We start from the raw sequence: 17004 nt of genomic DNA on the forward strand, positions 1-17004 counted from the left end.
CCTGCCCTGAACCTGCCCTGAACCTGCCTTAGAGGGTGACGGCGAACCGCTCGGCGCCGTCCACCACCACGGCGTTACCGCGCGCGAAGGGCAGCGGCGCGCCGATCAGCTGCCCCTGGGCGTAGTCCACGCCCAACGCCTGCAGCCGCTCCCGCATGGCTTCCGACTCGACGAATTCGGCGATGGTCTTCTTGCCCATCGCGTGCCCGATCCGCTGGATCACCTCTACCATCACCGCATTGACCGGGTCATCGAGCATCTCGCGTACGAAGCTGCCATCGATCTTCAGGTAAGCCGCTGGAAGGTGTTTCAAATAGGCGAATGACGACATGCCCGCGCCGAAGTCGTCGAGCGCGAAGACGCAGCCCATGCCCTGCAGCTGTTCGATAAAGGCCGCCGCCTGCGCGAGGTTGTTGATCGCCGCCGTTTCCGTGATTTCAAAACAGATGCCAGACAAAGCGATGTCATGGCGGATAGCCTGCTGCCGCACGAAGCCGGGGAAGTGCGCGTCGGCCAGCGAGGCACCGGACATGTTGATGGAGCACATGCCGATCTCGCCAGGCCGCTCGATTTGGAGCCGCGCCAGCGCCGCGAACGCGGTTTCCACGACCCATCGGTCGATCATCGGCATGAGGTTGAAGCGCTCGCACGCTGGCACGAAGGCCATCGGCGGCACCAGCTGGCCCTGCTCGTCCACGAGGCGCAGCAGCACTTCGATATGCCGCCCTGCCGCGCCTGCCGAATCCGATTCGGACGGCTGCAACGGCACGATGTCCTGCGCGTAGAGACAGAAACGCCCCGCGCTCAGCGCCGCGTGCACCCGGCTGACCCACTCCATCTCGCCGTGCCGGGCGCGCACCACACTGTCGTTCGGCAGATACACCTGCACGCGGTTGCGGCCGCCCTCCTTCGCCATGTAGCACGCCGCATCAGCTGCGCTCAGCGCCTCCTCGACCTTGCCGGTACCGGCATCGATTCGTACCAGTCCGATGCTGACACCCAATGAGAAGATTCTCTGCCGATGCGCATAGCGGAACGTGGCGATGGCACGACGCAGGGCCTCGGCCACGCGTTCGCCATCGCCCGCATCGCAGTGTTCCAGCAGCACGCCGAACTCATCGCCGCCAAGCCGCGCCAGCGTATCGCCCTTGCGCAGTTGCTGGCGCATGACGGCGGCCATCTGGCGGATCAGCTCGTCGCCGGCGGCATGGCCGCAGGTGTCATTGACCACCTTGAACTGGTCGAGATCGAGGTACATCAGCGTGTGCGCGGCGCCCTCCTGCCGCACGCGGGCGATGGCGGTGGCCACGCGGCGCTCGAACTCGACGCGGTTGACCAGCCCGGTCAGCGCGTCGTGGCTGGCCTCGTGCGCCAGCTGGGCCGCGTGGGCGCGCTCCATGCTCACGTCGTGCAGCACCAACACCACGCCGATGGCGTGCCCGCCCTTGTCCCGCATCAGCGCCACCGATGGCTTGACCACCACCGGGCCGCCGCCGGCACGCCCCGCCAGCAGCATCACGCACTGGCTCGGCCAGCGGTCTTCCAGCGCGCGCGGCACCAGGTCGGTCACCGGCGTGCAGGTCGATTCGTCCAGCAGCGGGCAAACCTGGGCCAGGAAGCAGCCGGCTGCCTCGGCCTCGGACCAGCCGGTCAGCCCCTCCGCGGCGGGGTTCATCGAATCGATGCGGCCCCAGACATCGGTCGTCACCACCGCCTCGCCGATGGCGCGCAGCGTGACCTGCGCCCGCTCCTTCTCGGCGAACAACTGCGCCTCGAAGCGCTTGCGGTCGGAAATGTCGCTCAGGGAGCCCGCCATCCGCACCGCCTTGCCCACCGGGCTGCGCACCATGCGGCCGCGCGCGCGGACCCACAGGTAGCCGCCCTGCTTGCGGCGCAGGCGGATCTCCACGTCGTACGGCGTGCCCTCGCGCACGTGGCGGGCCAACTGGCGGTCGAACTCGGCGACGTCGGCCGGATGCATCAGGGCCAGCAGGGTTTCGCGTGCGTGCGGCAACTCGTCGGCGCCAAAGCCGAGCATCTCCGCGCAGCGCGGCGAGAAATAGAGTTCGCCATGGTGGGGATGCCAGTCCCAGAGGCCATCGTCGCTGCCCGCCACGGCCAGTTGCAGCCGCTGCTCGCTCTTGGCCAGCGCGGCGCGCAGCTCACGCTCCTTGCGCTGGGTGCGCATCGACAGCCATGAGGCACAGCCCAGCAACAGGATCGTCAGCAGGACGGTGCCGGACAGCAGCACGCCCCGCACACGCCGCGATGCCTGGCCGAGCGTGGCCGAGAACGCAATCTCCATCGGCCCGAGCCGCGCGTCGAGTTCGGCAATCTCGCGTTGAAGCGGCGGCAGGCAGGCCGCTTCGTCCCGCGCGCCGACACATTCTCGCAACTTGTCTGCCACGACGGTCAGACGGGCGATGTCCACGTCGGCGGCGGCCCAGACGGCAATCGCCTGGTCGATTTCGGTCACATTCCGGAAATAGCGGTACAGCCGGATCATCCCGGGGATGTCGTCGGGGTGGTTGCCGCCGACGAGCAGGCCTTCCACGGCGACCTGACGATCGAAATCCGGACGTTTTTCGAGTTCGAGACGCGCCTGCTTGTCGCCGAGGGGCACGGCGATGGCACGCCGGTAGGCGGCGAAGTCGGCAGGGTCGCGCGAGTCGGTGTAGCGCAGCAGATGCATCACCGCATCTTTCTGCCCCTTCGACCACAGGCTCTCGCCCGCCACGAAACCGCGCGCGGCGGACAACATGTCGACGCTGGCCAGACAGAACAATGCGAGCGCCACCACCACGGGCAGGAACGGCCAGATGATGCGCAGAACATGCTCATTGACCGGGAGGGCAGTACCGCCTTGCTGCATAGACACTTCCCGCGCCGGCGTGCGGCGCTCACCCATTGGACGAATGAACCGATGGCCACGCCGGCGTGCAGCGTGCCAAGTGCATTTTCGATGACCGGGAATGGGGCTGTCTCTAACTCAGACTGGTTAATTGGACCCTAGCGGCTGACGAACACCGCCAGCAGCAGGATCGCGTTCAGTACCAGCAGCATGCCGAGCACAATCGCCACGCGGGACATGGCCGGATGATGTCGGGCCACACCGGCCGTGCCCGCGGCTTCCGGCTGGCCCTCCGCCTGCGGCGCCCGTCCGCGGCGCTTCAGGACCCAGTCCAGTCCGACGCTTGCCACCAGCAGCAGCCCTAGCCACAGCAGCCAGGCCCAGGCCATCGCATGCCGGGTGGAGAAGGTGGCGAAAGCGGCGCCGATCTCCTCCTTGGGCAGCGGCGGCCGGGTGTCGTGCACCGATGAAAGCAGCGACGACTGCGGGAGGGCGTCAGGCGCGGTCGCCATCGTCATCGCCAGCACGGGCTCGGCGTCGGGCAACATGGGGGGCGATGCGGCGGCGGAGGGTGCGGCAGGAACGAGGGTCGCCGGCGGAAGCTCCGGGCGGGCCGGGATGGCGAATTCCTGCGCGGGCCGCGCCTGCAGCGGCCTGGCCGGCGGCTGCGCGGGCGGCCGCCCGGCGGACAGCCGGTCGCTGCGGTGGCGCCACCACTCGGCGAACACGGCGTCGAGGCACGGCACGGAAGTACAGGCATCGCGCTTGCGGCGCCACGCCTGCAAGTCGCCCATGCGCAGCGTGCCCGCGCGCAGCTGGCGGCGCTGGTCGTCGTCGATGCGCACGTAGCCCATGTGGAGCATCGCGTATTCGCAGATCATGCGCTGGGCCACGGGGCGGCGGTCCGGCGGGCTGCCGCAGCGCTGGCCGGGCGATACCAGATCGTCGCAGCGCACCGAGGCGGACTGCGGCGCCAGCTGGCAGGCGAAGTCAGACGCCTGCGCGCCGCCCATCGCGACCAGCCCCCACGCCAGTAGCGTGGCCAGGCGAGCCAGAAGCCTGTTCATCGTGTCGTCTCATCGCCATCGAAATGAGGGGTTCGCGCGCTGGCAGAGGCGCGCGGGATGAACCATGGATTGTGGACGCGCGGCGCAGGAGTTCTGTGCGGTGGCGAACGCCGACGGCGGAAAGTCAAAACAAAAAGGGCCTGTGACTTGCGCCACAGGCCCTTCTGCAATGCTGGTGGGTCGTGCGTGACTCGAACACGCGACCAACGGATTAAAAGTCCGCTGCTCTACCGACTGAGCTAACGACCCGCAAAAATCGAATCCGCGATTATAGAGAGCTACCTGTCAGGCGTCAACCCTCAGGCCATGCGCTCCAGTCGCCATATCTGGTACTTGAAGGCCAGCCATGCGCCGACCACGATGCCCGCGAGCGCGATGAACGAGCCCACGGCCAGCGTCGAGACGCCCGAGAGCCCCTGCCCGATCGTGCAGCCCAGTGCCGTCACCCCGCCCGCGCCCATCAGCATGCCGCCCACCATGTGGTTGGCCACATCCTCGGCATTGCCGAAGCCTTCCCAGCGAAACGTGCGCGTGGCCAGCGCGTACACCGCCGCGCCGGCAATCACGCCAATCACACTGACGATGCCGATGGTCAGCACCTTGCTCTTGTCGCTGAACATCATCAGCCAGTCCAGTGTGTAGGCGTACGGCGCCACGAAGCTCAGACTTTCCATCCGGCCGCTATTCGTGCTGACGAACAGTTCCTCGAGCGTGCTCGGGTCTTCCGACACATAGCCAAGATGGCCGGACACGTACCACATGCCGACGATGATCAGCCCCACGCCAAGGCCGCCGAGCACGTTGTCGAAGCTACGGAACCCGCGTCCCGCCAACGCCCACAGCACCAGCACCGCGCCGATCACGCCGCCCAGCACCAGTTGCAGCGTGCCGCGCGCGATGCCACTGCCCTGCGCCACCAGCGACGGCAGGTCCTGCGTGACGGGCAGCGCCACGGCCACCGTGTCGACCGTGTTCACGCGAACCACGCCAAACAGCCCGCGCAGCGTCATATAGGCGGAGAGCCCCAGGAACACAAACACCACCAGCGACTTCAGGTTGCCCGCGCCGATGCGCACCAGCGTCTTGCTGCCGCAGCCGGAGGCCAGCACCATGCCGAAGCCGAACATCAGCCCGCCCACCGCCGCTGACAGCCAGGCCAGCTTCGCGGAGGTGTAGATCGTCTTGGTCGGATCGATCAGGCCGGCCCAGGCCAGCGCGCCGGTGCCGATCATCGCCACGCCGATGGCCATGACCCACATGCGCATGCGGCTCCAGTCGCCGATGTTCACGATGTCCGAGATGGCGCCCATCGTGCAGAAATGCGTGCGCTGGAGAATGGCGCCGAACAGGAAAGTCAGGGCGAACGTGCTCCACAGCACGGTGTGGGAGAGCGCGGGGATGTCGATGTCAGGCATGGTGGACCGGGGGTGACTCGTATTTTTATGATGTGCTGGCGCGGGGATCGATCAGGCAGCGGCCTGGTAGCGCGTGGGGTCGGGCACGCCCGCCGTCTCGAAGCCGGCGCGACGGATGCGGCAGGAGTCGCACACGCCACAGGCGCGGCCTGCGTCGTCGGCCTTGTAGCAGGAGACGGTCAGGCCGTAGTCCACGCCCAGCTTCACGCCCGCGCGGATGATCTCGGCCTTGGTCATGTCGATGATGGGCGCGTGCACGTGGAAGCGGTCGCCCTCCACGCCAGCCTTGGTGGCCAGGTTGGCGAGCGCCTCGTAGGCGGACACATACTCGGGACGGCAGTCAGGATAGCCGGAGTAGTCCACGGCGTTAGCACCGAAGAACAGGTCGCGGCCGCCGATCGCCTCGGCCCAGCCCAGGGCCAGCGACAGCATGATGGTGTTGCGGGCCGGCACGTAGGTAATCGGAATGCCGCCCGTGGCGCCGTCGGTCGGCACGTCGAGGGTATCGTCGGTCAGCGCGGAGCCGCCGAAGCGGCGCAGGTCGAGCTCGATGATCTCGTGACGCTTGGCGCCCAGCGCCGCCGCCACCAGCTTGGCGGCCTCCAGCTCGGACGAATGGCGCTGGCCGTAGCGCATGGACAGCGCGTAGGTTTCAAACCCGGCGGCGTTGGCCATGGCGAGGACGGTGGCGGAGTCGAGTCCGCCGGAAAGCAGGACGATGGCGCGTTTGGTCATGATCGGGGGCGCGGACGGCGCGGAATGGGGGTCGCTGACTGCGAAAGCGCGTATTTTAGCGCGCCGGCGGGCCGCCCCCAATCAGGCTGGACTGATGGCGCCCATCGCCCGGCTTCCTTCCATGGTCGCAAAGCCCCAAAAGAAAAAGCCCGCCAGAATTTCCAGCGGGCTTCCTCCTGCAACGGTACTGCCAGGCAGACCGGTTACTTCAGGGTCTTCAGCCGGTTGCTCGCGGCCTGGGCCCCTTCCGTGCCCGGATACTTGGCCACCACCGTCTCCAGCGTCTTCTTCGCCGCGGCCTTCTGGCCGGACTCGAACTGGTTGTTGGCGATGGCGATCATGGCGTCCGGCGCCTTCGGATGTGAAGGGTTGGCCGACACCATGCTCTGCAGGACCGTCGTCGAGCCCTTGTAGTCACGCTGCGCGTAGAGCGAATTGCCGAGCCAGAACTGCGCCAGCGGCAGGTAGGGGCTTTGCGGATACTTCTTGGCAAACGCCGAGAACGCATTGCCCGCACCCTTGAAATCGCCTGACTGGAACTGCTTCAGCGCCGCGTCGTACTCGGGCTTCTCGGTCGGTTGGGCCATGCCCTCCCGGCCGTCCACGGTCACCTGTTGCGGCTCGAACTTCTTGAGCCGCGCGTCCAGGTCAGCGTAGTAGTCCTTCTGCTGCTTCTGCAGCGTATCCACCGCGTTCTGGAGCACCTCGTTCTGACCGCGCAGGCGGGCCACCTCTTGGCGCAGACCTTCGAGCTGGTTCTGCATGTCGAGCTGGGCCTTGCTGCTCTGGTCGATGCGCTGTGAAGCCGTTGCCTGGAAACCGTTGAACTGGTCCCGCAACGTGATCACGGCGCGGCGCGCCTCGTCGTCGTCGAAGACGCCGGCGTGTGCGGACGTGGCTGCCAGCAAGCCGCCTGAGACGGCTGCCAGCCACAACAGGGTGGATGCGCGAGCATTCATGAAGACTTATCCGTAGATCAGTAGGCGATGTCGGCGCGACGGTTCTCGGCCCACGAGGCTTCGTCGTGACCGGTGGCCTTCGGCTTTTCCTTGCCCAGGCTCACGGCTTCCATCTGCGACTCGGGCACGCCGAGCGACGACAGCGAACGGCGCACGGCCTCGGCACGCTTCTGGCCCAGGGCGAGGTTGTACTCGCTGGTGCCGCGTTCGTCGGTGTTGCCCTGGATCAGGATCTTGCGACCCTTGTTGGCGCCCAGGTACTGCGAGTGGGCCTGCAGCAGGCTCTGGTAGTCGGACTTCACGCTGTAGCTGTCGAAGTCGAAGTACACGCTGCGCTTGGCCAGCGGGCTGTTCGGATCGTTCAGCGGGTCACGCGAGACGTCCACCGGCGCCACGGCGCGCGGGTCGGTGGTCGGCGCAGTGCCGGTACCCGACTTGGCGGTGTCATCCAGCTTCACGCCGGAGCTGCAGGCGCCCAGTGCGAGCAGGGCGGCGAGGGCGAGCGACTTGGTCATCATTTGGGACATGGCAATAACTCCTCTTTTTTCTATTGCACTATTGCATGAAAGGACCCCAGGACGGCTCGCGAACCTCGCCGGACTGGAGAGACAGCACCTGCTTCGTACGGCCATCCGTGGACACCGCCGCCAGCACCGAGCGGCCGCCCACGCGGGTGGCGTAGAGAATGTACTTGCCGTTGGCGGCGAAGCTCGGGGCTTCGTCATTGGACGTATCGGTGAGGGACGTCACGTCACCGTTGGAGAGGTCCTGCAGCTGTAGCTTGAAGCCGCCCGAACGCGAGATGAAGGCCAGGTACTTGCCGTCCGGCGAGAGGCGGGGACTGACGTTGTAGTTGCCCTTGAACGTCACGCGTTGCGCGGCGCCGCCCTCTTCGCCCGAGGCCGGCATGCGGTAGATCTGCGGCGCACCGCCGCGATCGCTCGTGAAGTAGATGCTCCGGCCGTCCGGCGAGAACTGCGGCTCGGTGTCGATGGCGCTGCTGCGCGAGATGCGGCGCAGGCCCGAACCATCGGCATTGACCAGGTACACCTGCGTGTTGCCGTCGCGCGAGAGCGCCAGCGCCAGACGCTGGCCATCCGGCGACCACGACGGCGCGCTGTTGTTGCCCTTCTGGTTCGACACCAGCGTGCGCTTGCCCGTGGCCAGGTCGTGCACGTAGACCACCGGCTTGCGCGCCTCGAAGGAGACGTAGGCCACGCGGCGGCCGTCAGGCGACCATGCCGGCGAGATGATCGGCTCGGTGCTGGTCAGCGCGATCTGCGCGTTCTGGCCGTCCGAATCGGAAATCAGCAGCTGGTAGCGGTTGCCCACCTTCGACACGTACGACAGGCGCGTGGCAAACACGCCGCGCTCGCCGAGCAGCTTCTCGTAGATGTAGTCGGCGATCTTGTGCGCGGTCACGCGCAACTGGTTCTGGCCGACCGTGAAGGCCAGGCCGCCCAGGCTCTGGCCCTTGACCGTGTCGTACAGGCGGAAACGCACCTCGTACTGGCCGTTGCCGGCGGGGGTGACGCTGCCGGCAACGAAGGCATCAGCGCCGCGCGACTTCCAGCTACCCAAATCCACCTGGGCCGATTCGGCCACGGTGGCGCCGCCCGGATCCACGTTGCGGAAGCGGCCGCTGTTGACCAGGTCACTGCGGATGATGGCGGTCAGGTTCTGCGGGGCCTGCGCCTCGCCCTGGAAGTTGGCGGTGGCCACCGGGAACTGGTTCGAGCCAACTCCGGTGATTTCCACATTCAATTGTGCGTGTGCCACGCCGGCCGACATCAGTGCGGCCGCCAGCCAGGCCATCAGCGCGTAGCGGCTTTGCTCACGCGTGGGCTGGGTGGCGGGCGACGATGTGGATTGAGCGTTGTGCCGCCTTGCGGACAGCCAGTTGGGGGCCCAAAGCTTTCGCATGCTGCTCCTCAGTCGATATCAGGATTCATCGGTACGGCGGGCACAGCAACTACAGCAGGACGGGCAACGCGCCGCTTGGCGCATGGCCCGTTCTGCGTGCAATTGCACGCTGCCGGCCGCGTCAGGCAACCGTTCATGGTAGCAATGCGACCTGACGCCATCGATGAAGGTTGCATTATGTTGCAAAACATGGCAGATGAGGTGCCTAGTCCTTCGGCTTGAACGTGATCGTGAAGCTCGAAGGCGCCTTGCCGTTCTCGTCAGTCGGCAGCGGGTCGGAGCGCTGTACCGCACGCAGCACGGCGTTGTCCCAGTCCGCGTTCCCGCTGGACTTGCTCAGGCGGGCGGACAGCAGCGAGCCGTCCGGCGCCAGCGAGACCGACACCACGGCTGCCGGATTGCCGTCCACATCGCCACCGAAGTTGATGTTCGGCTTCACCTTGCGGCGCACGCGGTCGGCGTAGCCCGGCGACGCCTTGCCGCCCGAACCCGCGCCGGAGCCCGCCGCGCTGCCCACGCCACCGCCGCTGGAGGTGGCGTTGCCGCCAGCCAGGGCCTGCAGGCGCGCCAGCTCGCTCTTGCGCTGGGCGTTGGCCGCGGCTTCGCGCTTGGCCTTCGCATCGGCATCCGCCTTCGCACGGGCCTTCTCTTCGGCATCGGCGGCCTTCGCCTTCTGCTCCGCGTCAGCGCGGGCCTTGGCGTCGGACTTGGCCTTCGCGTCGGCGGCTTCCTTGCGGTCGCGCTCGGCTTGCTCCTTGCGATCCAGCTCGGCCTTCTTTTTCGCGTCTTCCTTGCGCTGCGCCTCTTCGCGCTGCTGTTGCTGGCGCAGGTCTTCCTTGCGCTGCTCTTCCTTGCGCTGGACGTCGCGTTTTTCCTGTTCCTTGCGGGCGGCCTCGCGCTCGGCGGCCTCCTCGGCCTGCTTGCGCTTCTGGCGTTCCAGGGCGATGTCCGCGTCTTCCTCTGCCTTGCTGCGTACGGCCGGCTCTGGCTGCGGCGTCGGGCGCGGCAGCTCCACGGGGCGCGGCGGCGGGGCCTGCGTGGTGTCGGGAATTTCGTCCCACAGCTCGGCTTCGGCGCCCACCGGCGTGCTGCTCTGCCAGCGCACGCCGTAGTAGAGCACCAGCCCGAGCAGCAGGTGCATGAACAGGGCCATCACGAACGAGCGCGTGGTGCCGCGCTCCTTCACCGGCTGGTAGGGATAGGCGGCTGCCTGGGCCCGGCGCTGCGGCCGGGCTTGCGGATGACGTGACGAGAGACTGGCCACTGGATGTCGCGGTGCTTACTTGGACTTGACCATCAGGCCCACGCGCTTCACGCCGTCGGCCTTCAGTACGGACATCACGTCGAGCACCGCCTCGTACTTCACGGCACGGTCGGCGGCGATCACCACGGGCTGGTCCGGGTTCTCATTCTGGCGCTGGTGGACGAAATCCAGCAGGCCGCGCTTGTCGAGCTTGCGCTCGAAGGCGTTGCCGGCGTTGTCCTTGCCGCTCGCGGTCAGGGTGCCGTCCTCATGCACGGACACGACGATGGGCGGCGCCTTCTGCTGCGGCGTGGCCTGCGCCACGGAAGGCAGGTCGACCACGGCCGGATTCACGATGGGGGCCGCCACCATGAAGATGACGAGCAGCACGAGCATCACGTCGATGTACGGCACGACGTTGATGTCGGCGCTGGCCCGGCGGCGCGAGCCGCCGCGGCGCTGGATGGCTGCCATGGCTAGTGCTCCGAATGCGATGAATGAGGTGGATTAGCGCGTCTGGCGCTGGAGAATGTTCAGGAACTCTTCCATGAAACTCTCGAAGCGGATGGCCAGACGATCGATCTCCGTTGCATATCGGTTGTAGGCGATCACGGCCGGAATCGCCGCAAACAGACCGATGGCCGTGGCCACAAGGGCTTCGGCAATACCAGGCGCAACGGATGCAAGCGTCGCCTGCTGCACATTCGACAGGCCGCGGAAGGCGTTCATGATCCCCCACACCGTACCGAACAGGCCGATGTACGGRCTGACCGAGCCTACCGATGCCAGGAACGGCAGGTGCGACTCGAGCACATCCATCTCACGCTGGTAGGCGGCGCGCATGGCGCGGCGGGCGGCGTCGAGCAGCGCGCCGGCGTCGTTGCTGCGCTCGCGGGCCTTCAGGAACTCGCCCATGCCGGACTCGAAGATGCGTTCGAGCGCGCCGGTGTTGTGGCGGTTGTTGACGGCGCTGTTATAAAGCGCCTGGAGATCGCCACCGGCCCAGAAGTCGCGCTCGAAGATTTCCGTCTGGCTGCGCGCGGCGCGCAGCGCCAGGTGCTTGCGGAAAATATAGGTCCACGAGAAGAGGGACATCACCAGCAGCAGCGCCATGACGGCCTGTGCCAGCAGGCTGGCGTGCAGCACCAGCGAGATAATCGACAGGTCTTGCGTGACGGTCACCGGATTCATCGAGCGTTTCTTATAGTTGCGAGAACAGGAGCAGGAATCGGGGCCGGACGAAATGTGTCTTTATCGACACATCCCACCCGGATCTTGCCGCTGGCCAGCTGGAGGTCGTCGCGCCACGCTTCTTGGGCGAATTGGACCGAGGCAGGCCCCACCCGTTCAATCACGGTGCGGATTTCCAGCTGGTCGTCCAGCCGGGCGGGCGCATTGTATTCCACAGCAGTACTGCGTACCACGAAGACCACATTGGACGTATCGGCAAGGGCCTGCTGACCGATCCCGAGCGAGCGCAGCCATTCGGTCCGGGCCCGTTCAAAGAATTTCAGGTAGTTGGCGTAGAACACCACGCCGCCRGCATCCGTGTCTTCCCAGTACACGCGCAGCGGCCAGACATAGTTCGGCATGGCCGGCATTGTAACGGACCGCAACGGCCCGCCGCAGGTAAACCCGCAGGAGAAATGCAACAGCAAGTTGCGAGCCAGGCGCCGCGCGGCTTTGCGGGAAGCTGGCCCGATGCACCGCCCGCCACATCCGGCCTGCCCTGCCCCCGCGTTACCCCCTCTGGCACCGCCTTGCGGCGCGGCGCGGCCTCGCGTAAACTCTGCGGCAACCATTCCATCTTGCGCGACTGGCGAAGTCAGTGGGTACTACCACGAGGAAGCGCAAGTTATCTGGCGTGAATCACAAACGCCTGCCGCTCGCCTGGGCAGCGAATGGGAAGCAGGGTGCGCCCTGCACCGGACGACCTCTATATATAGAGGTCACTGGTGCGGGACGCCGATGCCTTCCCCGCGCGCCCTAATCGCGAAGTTCTGCGAAACCCCCGAGATGTATCCCGATTGCCTGTTCGTACCCGAAAAGTGCATCGGCATCCCTTTTTTACAGACGAGTCACGCCATGTTTGAACGCAGCCGTTTCACCATCGAGCAGATCGACCCCGAAGTCTTCGCCGCGATCCAGAAGGAAAACCAGCGCCAGGAAGACCATATCGAGCTGATCGCGTCCGAGAACTACACCTCGCCGGCCGTGATGGCCGCCCAGGGCTCGCAGCTGACCAACAAGTACGCCGAGGGCTATCCCGGCAAGCGCTACTACGGTGGCTGCGAGTACGTGGATGTGGTGGAGCAGCTGGCCATCGACCGCGTGAAGCAGCTCTTCGGCGCTGAAGCCGCCAACGTGCAGCCGAACTCGGGCTCGCAGGCCAACCAGGGCGTGTTCTTCGCCATGCTCAAGCCGGGCGACACCATCATGGGCATGAGCCTGGCCGAAGGCGGTCACCTGACCCACGGCATGGCCCTGAACATGAGCGGCAAGTGGTTCAACGTGGTCAGCTACGGCCTGAACGCCCAGGAAGACATCGACTACGACGCGCTGGAGAAGCTGGCCCACGAGAAGAAGCCGAAGATGATCATCGCCGGCGCCTCGGCCTTCGCCCTGCGCATCGACTTCGAGCGGATCGCCAAGGTGGCCAAGGATGTTGGCGCCTACTTCATGGTGGACATGGCCCACTACGCCGGCCTGATCGCCGCCGGCGTGTACCCGAACCCGGTGCCGCACGCTGACTTCGTGACCACGACCACCCACAAGAGCCTGCGCGGCCCGCGTGGTGGCGTGATCCTGATGAAGGCCGAGCACGAGAAGGCCATCAACTCGGCCATCTTCCCGGGGATCCAGGGCGGCCCGCTGATGCACGTGATCGCTGGCAAGGCCGTCGCCTTCAAGGAAGCGCTGACGCCGGAGTTCAAGGCCTACCAGCAACAGGTGGTGAAGAACGCCGCCGTGCTGGCCGAGACCCTGATCGCGCGCGGCCTGCGCATCGTGTCCGGCAAGACCGAGAGCCACGTGATGCTGGTGGACCTGCGCGCCAAGCAGATCACCGGCAAGGAAGCCGAGAAGATCCTCGGCGACGCCCATATCACGGTGAACAAGAACGCCATCCCGAACGATCCGGAAAAGCCGTTCGTGACCTCGGGCGTGCGCCTGGGCTCGCCGGCCATGACCACGCGCGGCTTCAAGGAAGACGAAGCCCGCCAGGTGGGCAACCTGATCGCCGACGTGCTGGACAACCCGCACGACGAAGCCAATATCGCCAAGGTGCGCGAGCAGGTGTCCGCCCTGACCCGCCGCTTCCCGGTCTACGGCTGATATCCGGCCCACAACCGGCATCGCGCCTATCTATATAGTGCGCGTGACGAACGGCGCTGCCCCGGCAGCGCCGTTTTACCTTTTGCACACCGCGAGCGATAATGCGGCCCGGCATATATCTTCAGGTGGTCCGGCATGAAATGCCCCTTCTGCGGTCATTCCAACACCCAGGTGCTTGACAGTCGCGTCTCCGAGGACGGCGACACGGTGCGCCGCCGCCGGCGTTGCGAAGCCTGCGACCGCCGCTTCACCACCTACGAGCGCATCGAGCTCTTCTTCCCCGCCATCGTCAAGAAGAACGGCTCCCGCGTGGACTACACGCGCGGCAAGCTCAAGGACTCCATGCGGCTGGCCCTGCGCAAGCGGCCGGTGTCCGCCGAGGCCATCGACCAGGCCATTACCCGGATCGAAGAAAAACTGCTGGCGCTGGGCGAGAAAGAGATCGCCAGCAGCCAGGTGGGCGAACTGGTTATGCGCGAATTGCGCAAACTCGACAAAATTGCCTATATCCGCTTTGCTTCCGTTTATCGCAGTTTTGAAGATGTGTCGGAATTTCGCGACGTACTCGACGAGTTTTCCCCGCCTACCCCACGAAAGGGGTAGCTACTTCGTAAAAAAAGCTGTCTAATCTGCACTGACCTCCTTCGGGTAAGGAGGCCGGATGGCGAGCGCGTGCACGGCGTAAACGGGGCCCAACAGAGGCTCCGGCGCAGCAAAACTCCAACGCGCCGCCCGTAGAAAAGCAAAAGAACAGTTCGATTTTTTGGACGGGAGTCACAAATGGGTCAGTCTTTCTGCCTTTGGGCAGTGGGCTCGCTGACGCCTGCTCGGCCTGCGTCCATGCCCGCTGGCATGGGGTCGCCGCAGCATGCCAGACAGCCGCGCAGCCGCGCCCGCATCGGGCATCTCCACCGCTCTCAGACGCGCTTAATCGGCGGTTTCACGCTGATCGAGTTGCTGACTGCCGTGACGATCCTCGGCATCCTCGCGGCGGCGGCCATCCCCAACTTCCGTTCCTTCCTGCATAACAGCCGCATCGCGACGGAATCGTCGAAGTTCTTCACCGAGATCGAAGCGGCCCGCAGCGAAGCGGCACGGCGCAACAGCACCGTCACGATCTGTCCCGTGGGCACTGGCAACGCCTGCTCCGACGACTGGAACCAGCGGCGCGTGATCTTCGCCGATCTCAACGGCGACGGCGTGGTCGATCCTACGGACGACGTGCTGCGTTACAGCGACGAACCGACCCCGACCCTGACCCTGGAAGCCAGCAACCTGGGCGCCACACCCGATTTGGTGCGGTTCCGGTCCTCGGGCGCCTCCACTTCCCCGACGGCCACCTGGCGGTTCTGTGAACGCAACTCCGAACTGCCCGGCCAGACCGTCAGCATGACCGGCAGCGGCCGCCCCCAAACCCAGCAGCAGACGCCCTGCATCTGACGCCATGTCGCCCTCCCCACAGAACGGCCTACCGAGACGTGCCCGCCCGGTTCGACTGCGCACGCCCACGCGCGCGCGCCATGACGGGTTCACGCTGATTGAGTCACTGATCACGATCGTCGTGCTCGCCATCGGCGTATTGGCGCTGGCCATGCTGCAGCTCCGCACGCTGGTCGATGCCCGCACGGCGTCCATGCGCAACATCGCCACCACCATGGCCTACAACATGGCGGACCAGATGCGCAGCAATGAGGTCGCCATGACGGCCGGCGCGTTCGACAAGCCGAATGGCGTACCGAACGCCGATTGCTACGCGGCCAAGGGGTGCACGCCGGCGGCCATGGCCGGGGCCAGCTTCGCGGCCTGGCTGGACGATCTGAAGGAAGCGCTGCCCGCCGCCAGCGGCATGATCTGCATCGACGCTTCCCCCAATGACGGCGACGCCGCGGACCCGCAGTGCCAGAACGTCAACGGTGCGCCCTACGTCATCAAGATCTGGTGGCGCGAGGACGGCCAGGACACCCCCCAACGATTCGTGACCGCCTTCGTGCCATGACTACGTCCATCCGCAAACCGAGGCGCCGCGCGCAGGGTTTCACCCTGGTCGAACTCATGGTCGGCATGGTGATCAGCATGCTGCTGGTCATCGTGGTGATCTCACTCTACCTGGCGCAGCAGCGCTCCTACAACACGCAGGGCGACCTCGCCGAAGTGCAGGAGAACTCGCGCGCCATCGCGCAGTTGCTGCAACGGCAGGGCCGCCAGGCCGGTTATTCCGACTTCACGTTCCTGGACAACAGCTTCGGTGTCAACGAGACGCTCGAAGCCACCAACGATACCGGCGTCAATGCCAGCGACACACTGACCGTGCGCTACTTCGGCTCGTCGCCGCCGGGGGCCGACCCAGCGGCGGTGCCAGGCACGCCCACGGCCCCGACGCCGGACGGCACCATGATCGACTGCGCCGGCAACGATGTGAACGGCAACATCCTGATGACCGAGGTGTTTTCGATCATCAACGACGCGGCCGGCGTGCCCTGGCTCCAGTGCACGGTCAACGGGGCCGCCACGCCGCTGTTCCCCAACGTCGAGGCGTTCCAGATCCTGCTGGGCGAGGATACCGACGGCGACCAGACGGTCAACCGCTTCGTCCGCCCCGGCGCGGCGAACATGGCCAATGTGCGCGCCCTGCGTGTCTCGCTGGTGCTGCGCGGCAAGAGCACCACGAACGCCGCGCCGACCTCGCTGGTCCTGAACCACTTCGGCAAGGCGTATGCCCAGAACGACGCCGCCCCGGCCGGCGATGCCGGCAGCGTCATGAACATGGCCAACGACGGCCGCCTGCGCAAGCACGCCACGTTCTTCATCGCCCTCCGCAACCGCCTGAACTGACACGACATGACGCGAATCCTTCCCCGTCCGCGCGCCCGCCTGCATCGACGCCAGGGGCAGCGCGGCATCTCGCTGGTGCTGGTGCTGCTGTTCCTGATCATCCTCACGCTGGTTGGGCTGGCGGCGAGCATGTCGAGCCTGTCGTCCGAGCGCATGGCGCGCAACACGCGCGACCAGAACATCGCGCTCCAGGCTGCCGAGGCAGCGCTGCGCGATGCCCGCAACGACATCCGCAACATCCGCTTCATCTCCGGCGTCACCGGCGCGGCGCTGACCTGCGACGTCGCCGGCTTCAAGGGCTTCTGCCTGCCCGCCGTGACGGGCAAGCCGGCATGGGACCTGTACCTCGAGGATCCCGCCCGGTCCGTGGAACTCGGCGAAGTGACGCTGCTGACTGCCGACCAGAAGCTGCCGACCGTGGCCGCCGCCGGCTCCAACGGCGTCTCGAGGCAGCCACGCTACCTGATCGAATCGATCCCCGACATCAACGAAGGCAGCCTCGAGGCCGGCAACATCAAGTACGTCTTCCGCGTCAGCGCCATCGGCTACGGGGCCAACCCGAGCACGAAGGTGATGATCCAGGAAGTCGTGCGTTTCTGATACTTCCCGAACCGTGTCGCGCAACCCTCCAACCGCTGGGCGCACC

17 protein-coding genes, 1 tRNA gene and 1 riboswitch are annotated in these 17004 nt (G+C 66.3%); of the genes, 6 read left to right on the forward strand and 12 right to left on the reverse strand.

From position 1 onward, the window contains the following. Positions 1-28 precede the first annotated feature (28 nt). From AC1DFU_RS17460 to ybgC, 12 genes are all read right to left on the reverse strand, one after another. Positions 29-2872: an EAL domain-containing protein gene (locus AC1DFU_RS17460; protein ID WP_092290498.1), complete on the reverse strand. Its 2844-nt coding sequence runs from the start codon at positions 2870-2872 to the stop codon at positions 29-31. A 137-nt stretch (positions 2873-3009) separates the two neighbouring features. Continuing rightward, a complete protein-coding gene (locus tag AC1DFU_RS17465) occupies positions 3010-3918 on the reverse strand; it encodes a hypothetical protein (RefSeq protein ID WP_092290500.1) in 909 nt (302 codons plus the stop codon). Between the two features lie 173 nt (positions 3919-4091). Beyond that, positions 4092-4167, reverse strand: a tRNA-Lys gene (locus AC1DFU_RS17470). Positions 4168-4217: 50 nt separating this feature from the next. Beyond that, positions 4218-5333: a YeeE/YedE family protein gene (locus tag AC1DFU_RS17475; protein ID WP_441590614.1), complete on the reverse strand. Its 1116-nt coding sequence runs from the start codon at positions 5331-5333 to the stop codon at positions 4218-4220. Between the two features lie 51 nt (positions 5334-5384). Further along, positions 5385-6068 (reverse strand): 7-cyano-7-deazaguanine synthase QueC, encoded by a 684-nt coding sequence (queC, locus tag AC1DFU_RS17480; RefSeq protein WP_441590616.1) that lies wholly within the window; start codon positions 6066-6068, stop codon positions 5385-5387. A gap of 203 nt (positions 6069-6271) precedes the next feature. Continuing rightward, positions 6272-7027 (reverse strand): tol-pal system protein YbgF, encoded by a 756-nt coding sequence (gene ybgF / locus AC1DFU_RS17485; protein ID WP_092290506.1) that lies wholly within the window; start codon positions 7025-7027, stop codon positions 6272-6274. Positions 7028-7044: 17 nt separating this feature from the next. After that, positions 7045-7554 (reverse strand): peptidoglycan-associated lipoprotein Pal, encoded by a 510-nt coding sequence (pal, locus tag AC1DFU_RS17490; RefSeq protein WP_177219835.1) that lies wholly within the window; start codon positions 7552-7554, stop codon positions 7045-7047. Between the two features lie 28 nt (positions 7555-7582). Further along, positions 7583-8950 carry a Tol-Pal system beta propeller repeat protein TolB gene (gene tolB, locus AC1DFU_RS17495; RefSeq protein WP_092290508.1) on the reverse strand — a complete coding sequence of 456 codons (1368 nt, stop codon included), beginning with the start codon at positions 8948-8950 and terminating at the stop codon, positions 7583-7585. 205 nt (positions 8951-9155) lie between these two features. After that, positions 9156-10214: a cell envelope integrity protein TolA gene (gene tolA, locus AC1DFU_RS17500; RefSeq protein WP_441590618.1), complete on the reverse strand. Its 1059-nt coding sequence runs from the start codon at positions 10212-10214 to the stop codon at positions 9156-9158. 15 nt (positions 10215-10229) lie between these two features. Beyond that, complete coding sequence (gene tolR / locus AC1DFU_RS17505; RefSeq protein WP_092290512.1) at positions 10230-10667, reverse strand: protein TolR; 438 nt, start codon at positions 10665-10667, stop codon at positions 10230-10232. A gap of 33 nt (positions 10668-10700) precedes the next feature. Further along, positions 10701-11384, reverse strand: coding sequence for a protein TolQ (gene tolQ, locus AC1DFU_RS17510; RefSeq protein ID WP_177219836.1), 684 nt, complete (start codon positions 11382-11384; stop codon positions 10701-10703). Further along, positions 11381-11785: a tol-pal system-associated acyl-CoA thioesterase gene (gene ybgC / locus AC1DFU_RS17515; RefSeq protein WP_441590621.1), complete on the reverse strand. Its 405-nt coding sequence runs from the start codon at positions 11783-11785 to the stop codon at positions 11381-11383. Before ybgC ends, tolQ begins: the two co-directional genes overlap by 4 nt. Before the next feature lie 210 nt (positions 11786-11995). Beyond that, positions 11996-12096, forward strand: a riboswitch (ZMP/ZTP riboswitch). A 182-nt stretch (positions 12097-12278) separates the two neighbouring features. Here ybgC and glyA point away from each other — a divergent pair. The 6 genes from glyA to AC1DFU_RS17545 all read left to right on the forward strand — a co-directional run bounded on the left by glyA (position 12279) and on the right by AC1DFU_RS17545 (position 16958). Beyond that, complete coding sequence (gene glyA / locus AC1DFU_RS17520; protein ID WP_092290514.1) at positions 12279-13526, forward strand: serine hydroxymethyltransferase; 1248 nt, start codon at positions 12279-12281, stop codon at positions 13524-13526. Between the two features lie 135 nt (positions 13527-13661). Next, positions 13662-14129, forward strand: coding sequence for a transcriptional regulator NrdR (nrdR, locus tag AC1DFU_RS17525; RefSeq protein ID WP_092290516.1), 468 nt, complete (start codon positions 13662-13664; stop codon positions 14127-14129). A 237-nt stretch (positions 14130-14366) separates the two neighbouring features. Beyond that, the gene (locus AC1DFU_RS17530) at positions 14367-14966 is read left to right on the forward strand and encodes a GspH/FimT family pseudopilin (protein ID WP_441590623.1); all 600 of its coding nucleotides are present in this window, start codon (positions 14367-14369) and stop codon (positions 14964-14966) included. Between the two features lie 4 nt (positions 14967-14970). Next, complete coding sequence (gene pilV / locus AC1DFU_RS17535) at positions 14971-15522, forward strand: type IV pilus modification protein PilV (protein ID WP_092290520.1); 552 nt, start codon at positions 14971-14973, stop codon at positions 15520-15522. After that, positions 15519-16358: a PilW family protein gene (locus AC1DFU_RS17540; RefSeq protein ID WP_092290885.1), complete on the forward strand. Its 840-nt coding sequence runs from the start codon at positions 15519-15521 to the stop codon at positions 16356-16358. The genes pilV and AC1DFU_RS17540 overlap by 4 nt, the downstream gene beginning before the upstream one ends. Positions 16359-16364: 6 nt before the next feature. After that, on the forward strand, positions 16365-16958 hold the full coding sequence (locus AC1DFU_RS17545; RefSeq protein ID WP_092290522.1) for a pilus assembly PilX family protein: 594 nt from the start codon (positions 16365-16367) through the stop codon (positions 16956-16958). Positions 16959-17004 lie beyond the last annotated feature (46 nt).

The sequence above is a fragment of the Cupriavidus sp. 10L45 genome, from assembly GCF_056395225.1.

What these genes read in the sequence shown, in the direction of transcription:
- AC1DFU_RS17460 (WP_092290498.1), bottom strand. Translation starts at nt 2,872, where the DNA reads ATGCAGCAAGGCGGTACTGCCCTCCCGGTCAATGAGCATGTTCTGCGC.
- AC1DFU_RS17465 (WP_092290500.1), bottom strand. Translation starts at nt 3,918, where the DNA reads ATGAACAGGCTTCTGGCTCGCCTGGCCACGCTACTGGCGTGGGGGCTG.
- AC1DFU_RS17475 (WP_441590614.1), bottom strand. Translation starts at nt 5,333, where the DNA reads ATGCCTGACATCGACATCCCCGCGCTCTCCCACACCGTGCTGTGGAGC.
- queC (WP_441590616.1), bottom strand. Translation starts at nt 6,068, where the DNA reads ATGACCAAACGCGCCATCGTCCTGCTTTCCGGCGGACTCGACTCCGCC.
- ybgF (WP_092290506.1), bottom strand. Translation starts at nt 7,027, where the DNA reads ATGAATGCTCGCGCATCCACCCTGTTGTGGCTGGCAGCCGTCTCAGGC.
- pal (WP_177219835.1), bottom strand. Translation starts at nt 7,554, where the DNA reads ATGTCCCAAATGATGACCAAGTCGCTCGCCCTCGCCGCCCTGCTCGCA.
- tolB (WP_092290508.1), bottom strand. Translation starts at nt 8,950, where the DNA reads ATGCGAAAGCTTTGGGCCCCCAACTGGCTGTCCGCAAGGCGGCACAAC.
- tolR (WP_092290512.1), bottom strand. Translation starts at nt 10,667, where the DNA reads ATGGCAGCCATCCAGCGCCGCGGCGGCTCGCGCCGCCGGGCCAGCGCC.
- glyA (WP_092290514.1), top strand. Translation starts at nt 12,279, where the DNA reads ATGTTTGAACGCAGCCGTTTCACCATCGAGCAGATCGACCCCGAAGTC.
- nrdR (WP_092290516.1), top strand. Translation starts at nt 13,662, where the DNA reads ATGAAATGCCCCTTCTGCGGTCATTCCAACACCCAGGTGCTTGACAGT.
- AC1DFU_RS17530 (WP_441590623.1), top strand. Translation starts at nt 14,367, where the DNA reads ATGCCCGCTGGCATGGGGTCGCCGCAGCATGCCAGACAGCCGCGCAGC.
- pilV (WP_092290520.1), top strand. Translation starts at nt 14,971, where the DNA reads ATGTCGCCCTCCCCACAGAACGGCCTACCGAGACGTGCCCGCCCGGTT.
- AC1DFU_RS17540 (WP_092290885.1), top strand. Translation starts at nt 15,519, where the DNA reads ATGACTACGTCCATCCGCAAACCGAGGCGCCGCGCGCAGGGTTTCACC.
- AC1DFU_RS17545 (WP_092290522.1), top strand. Translation starts at nt 16,365, where the DNA reads ATGACGCGAATCCTTCCCCGTCCGCGCGCCCGCCTGCATCGACGCCAG.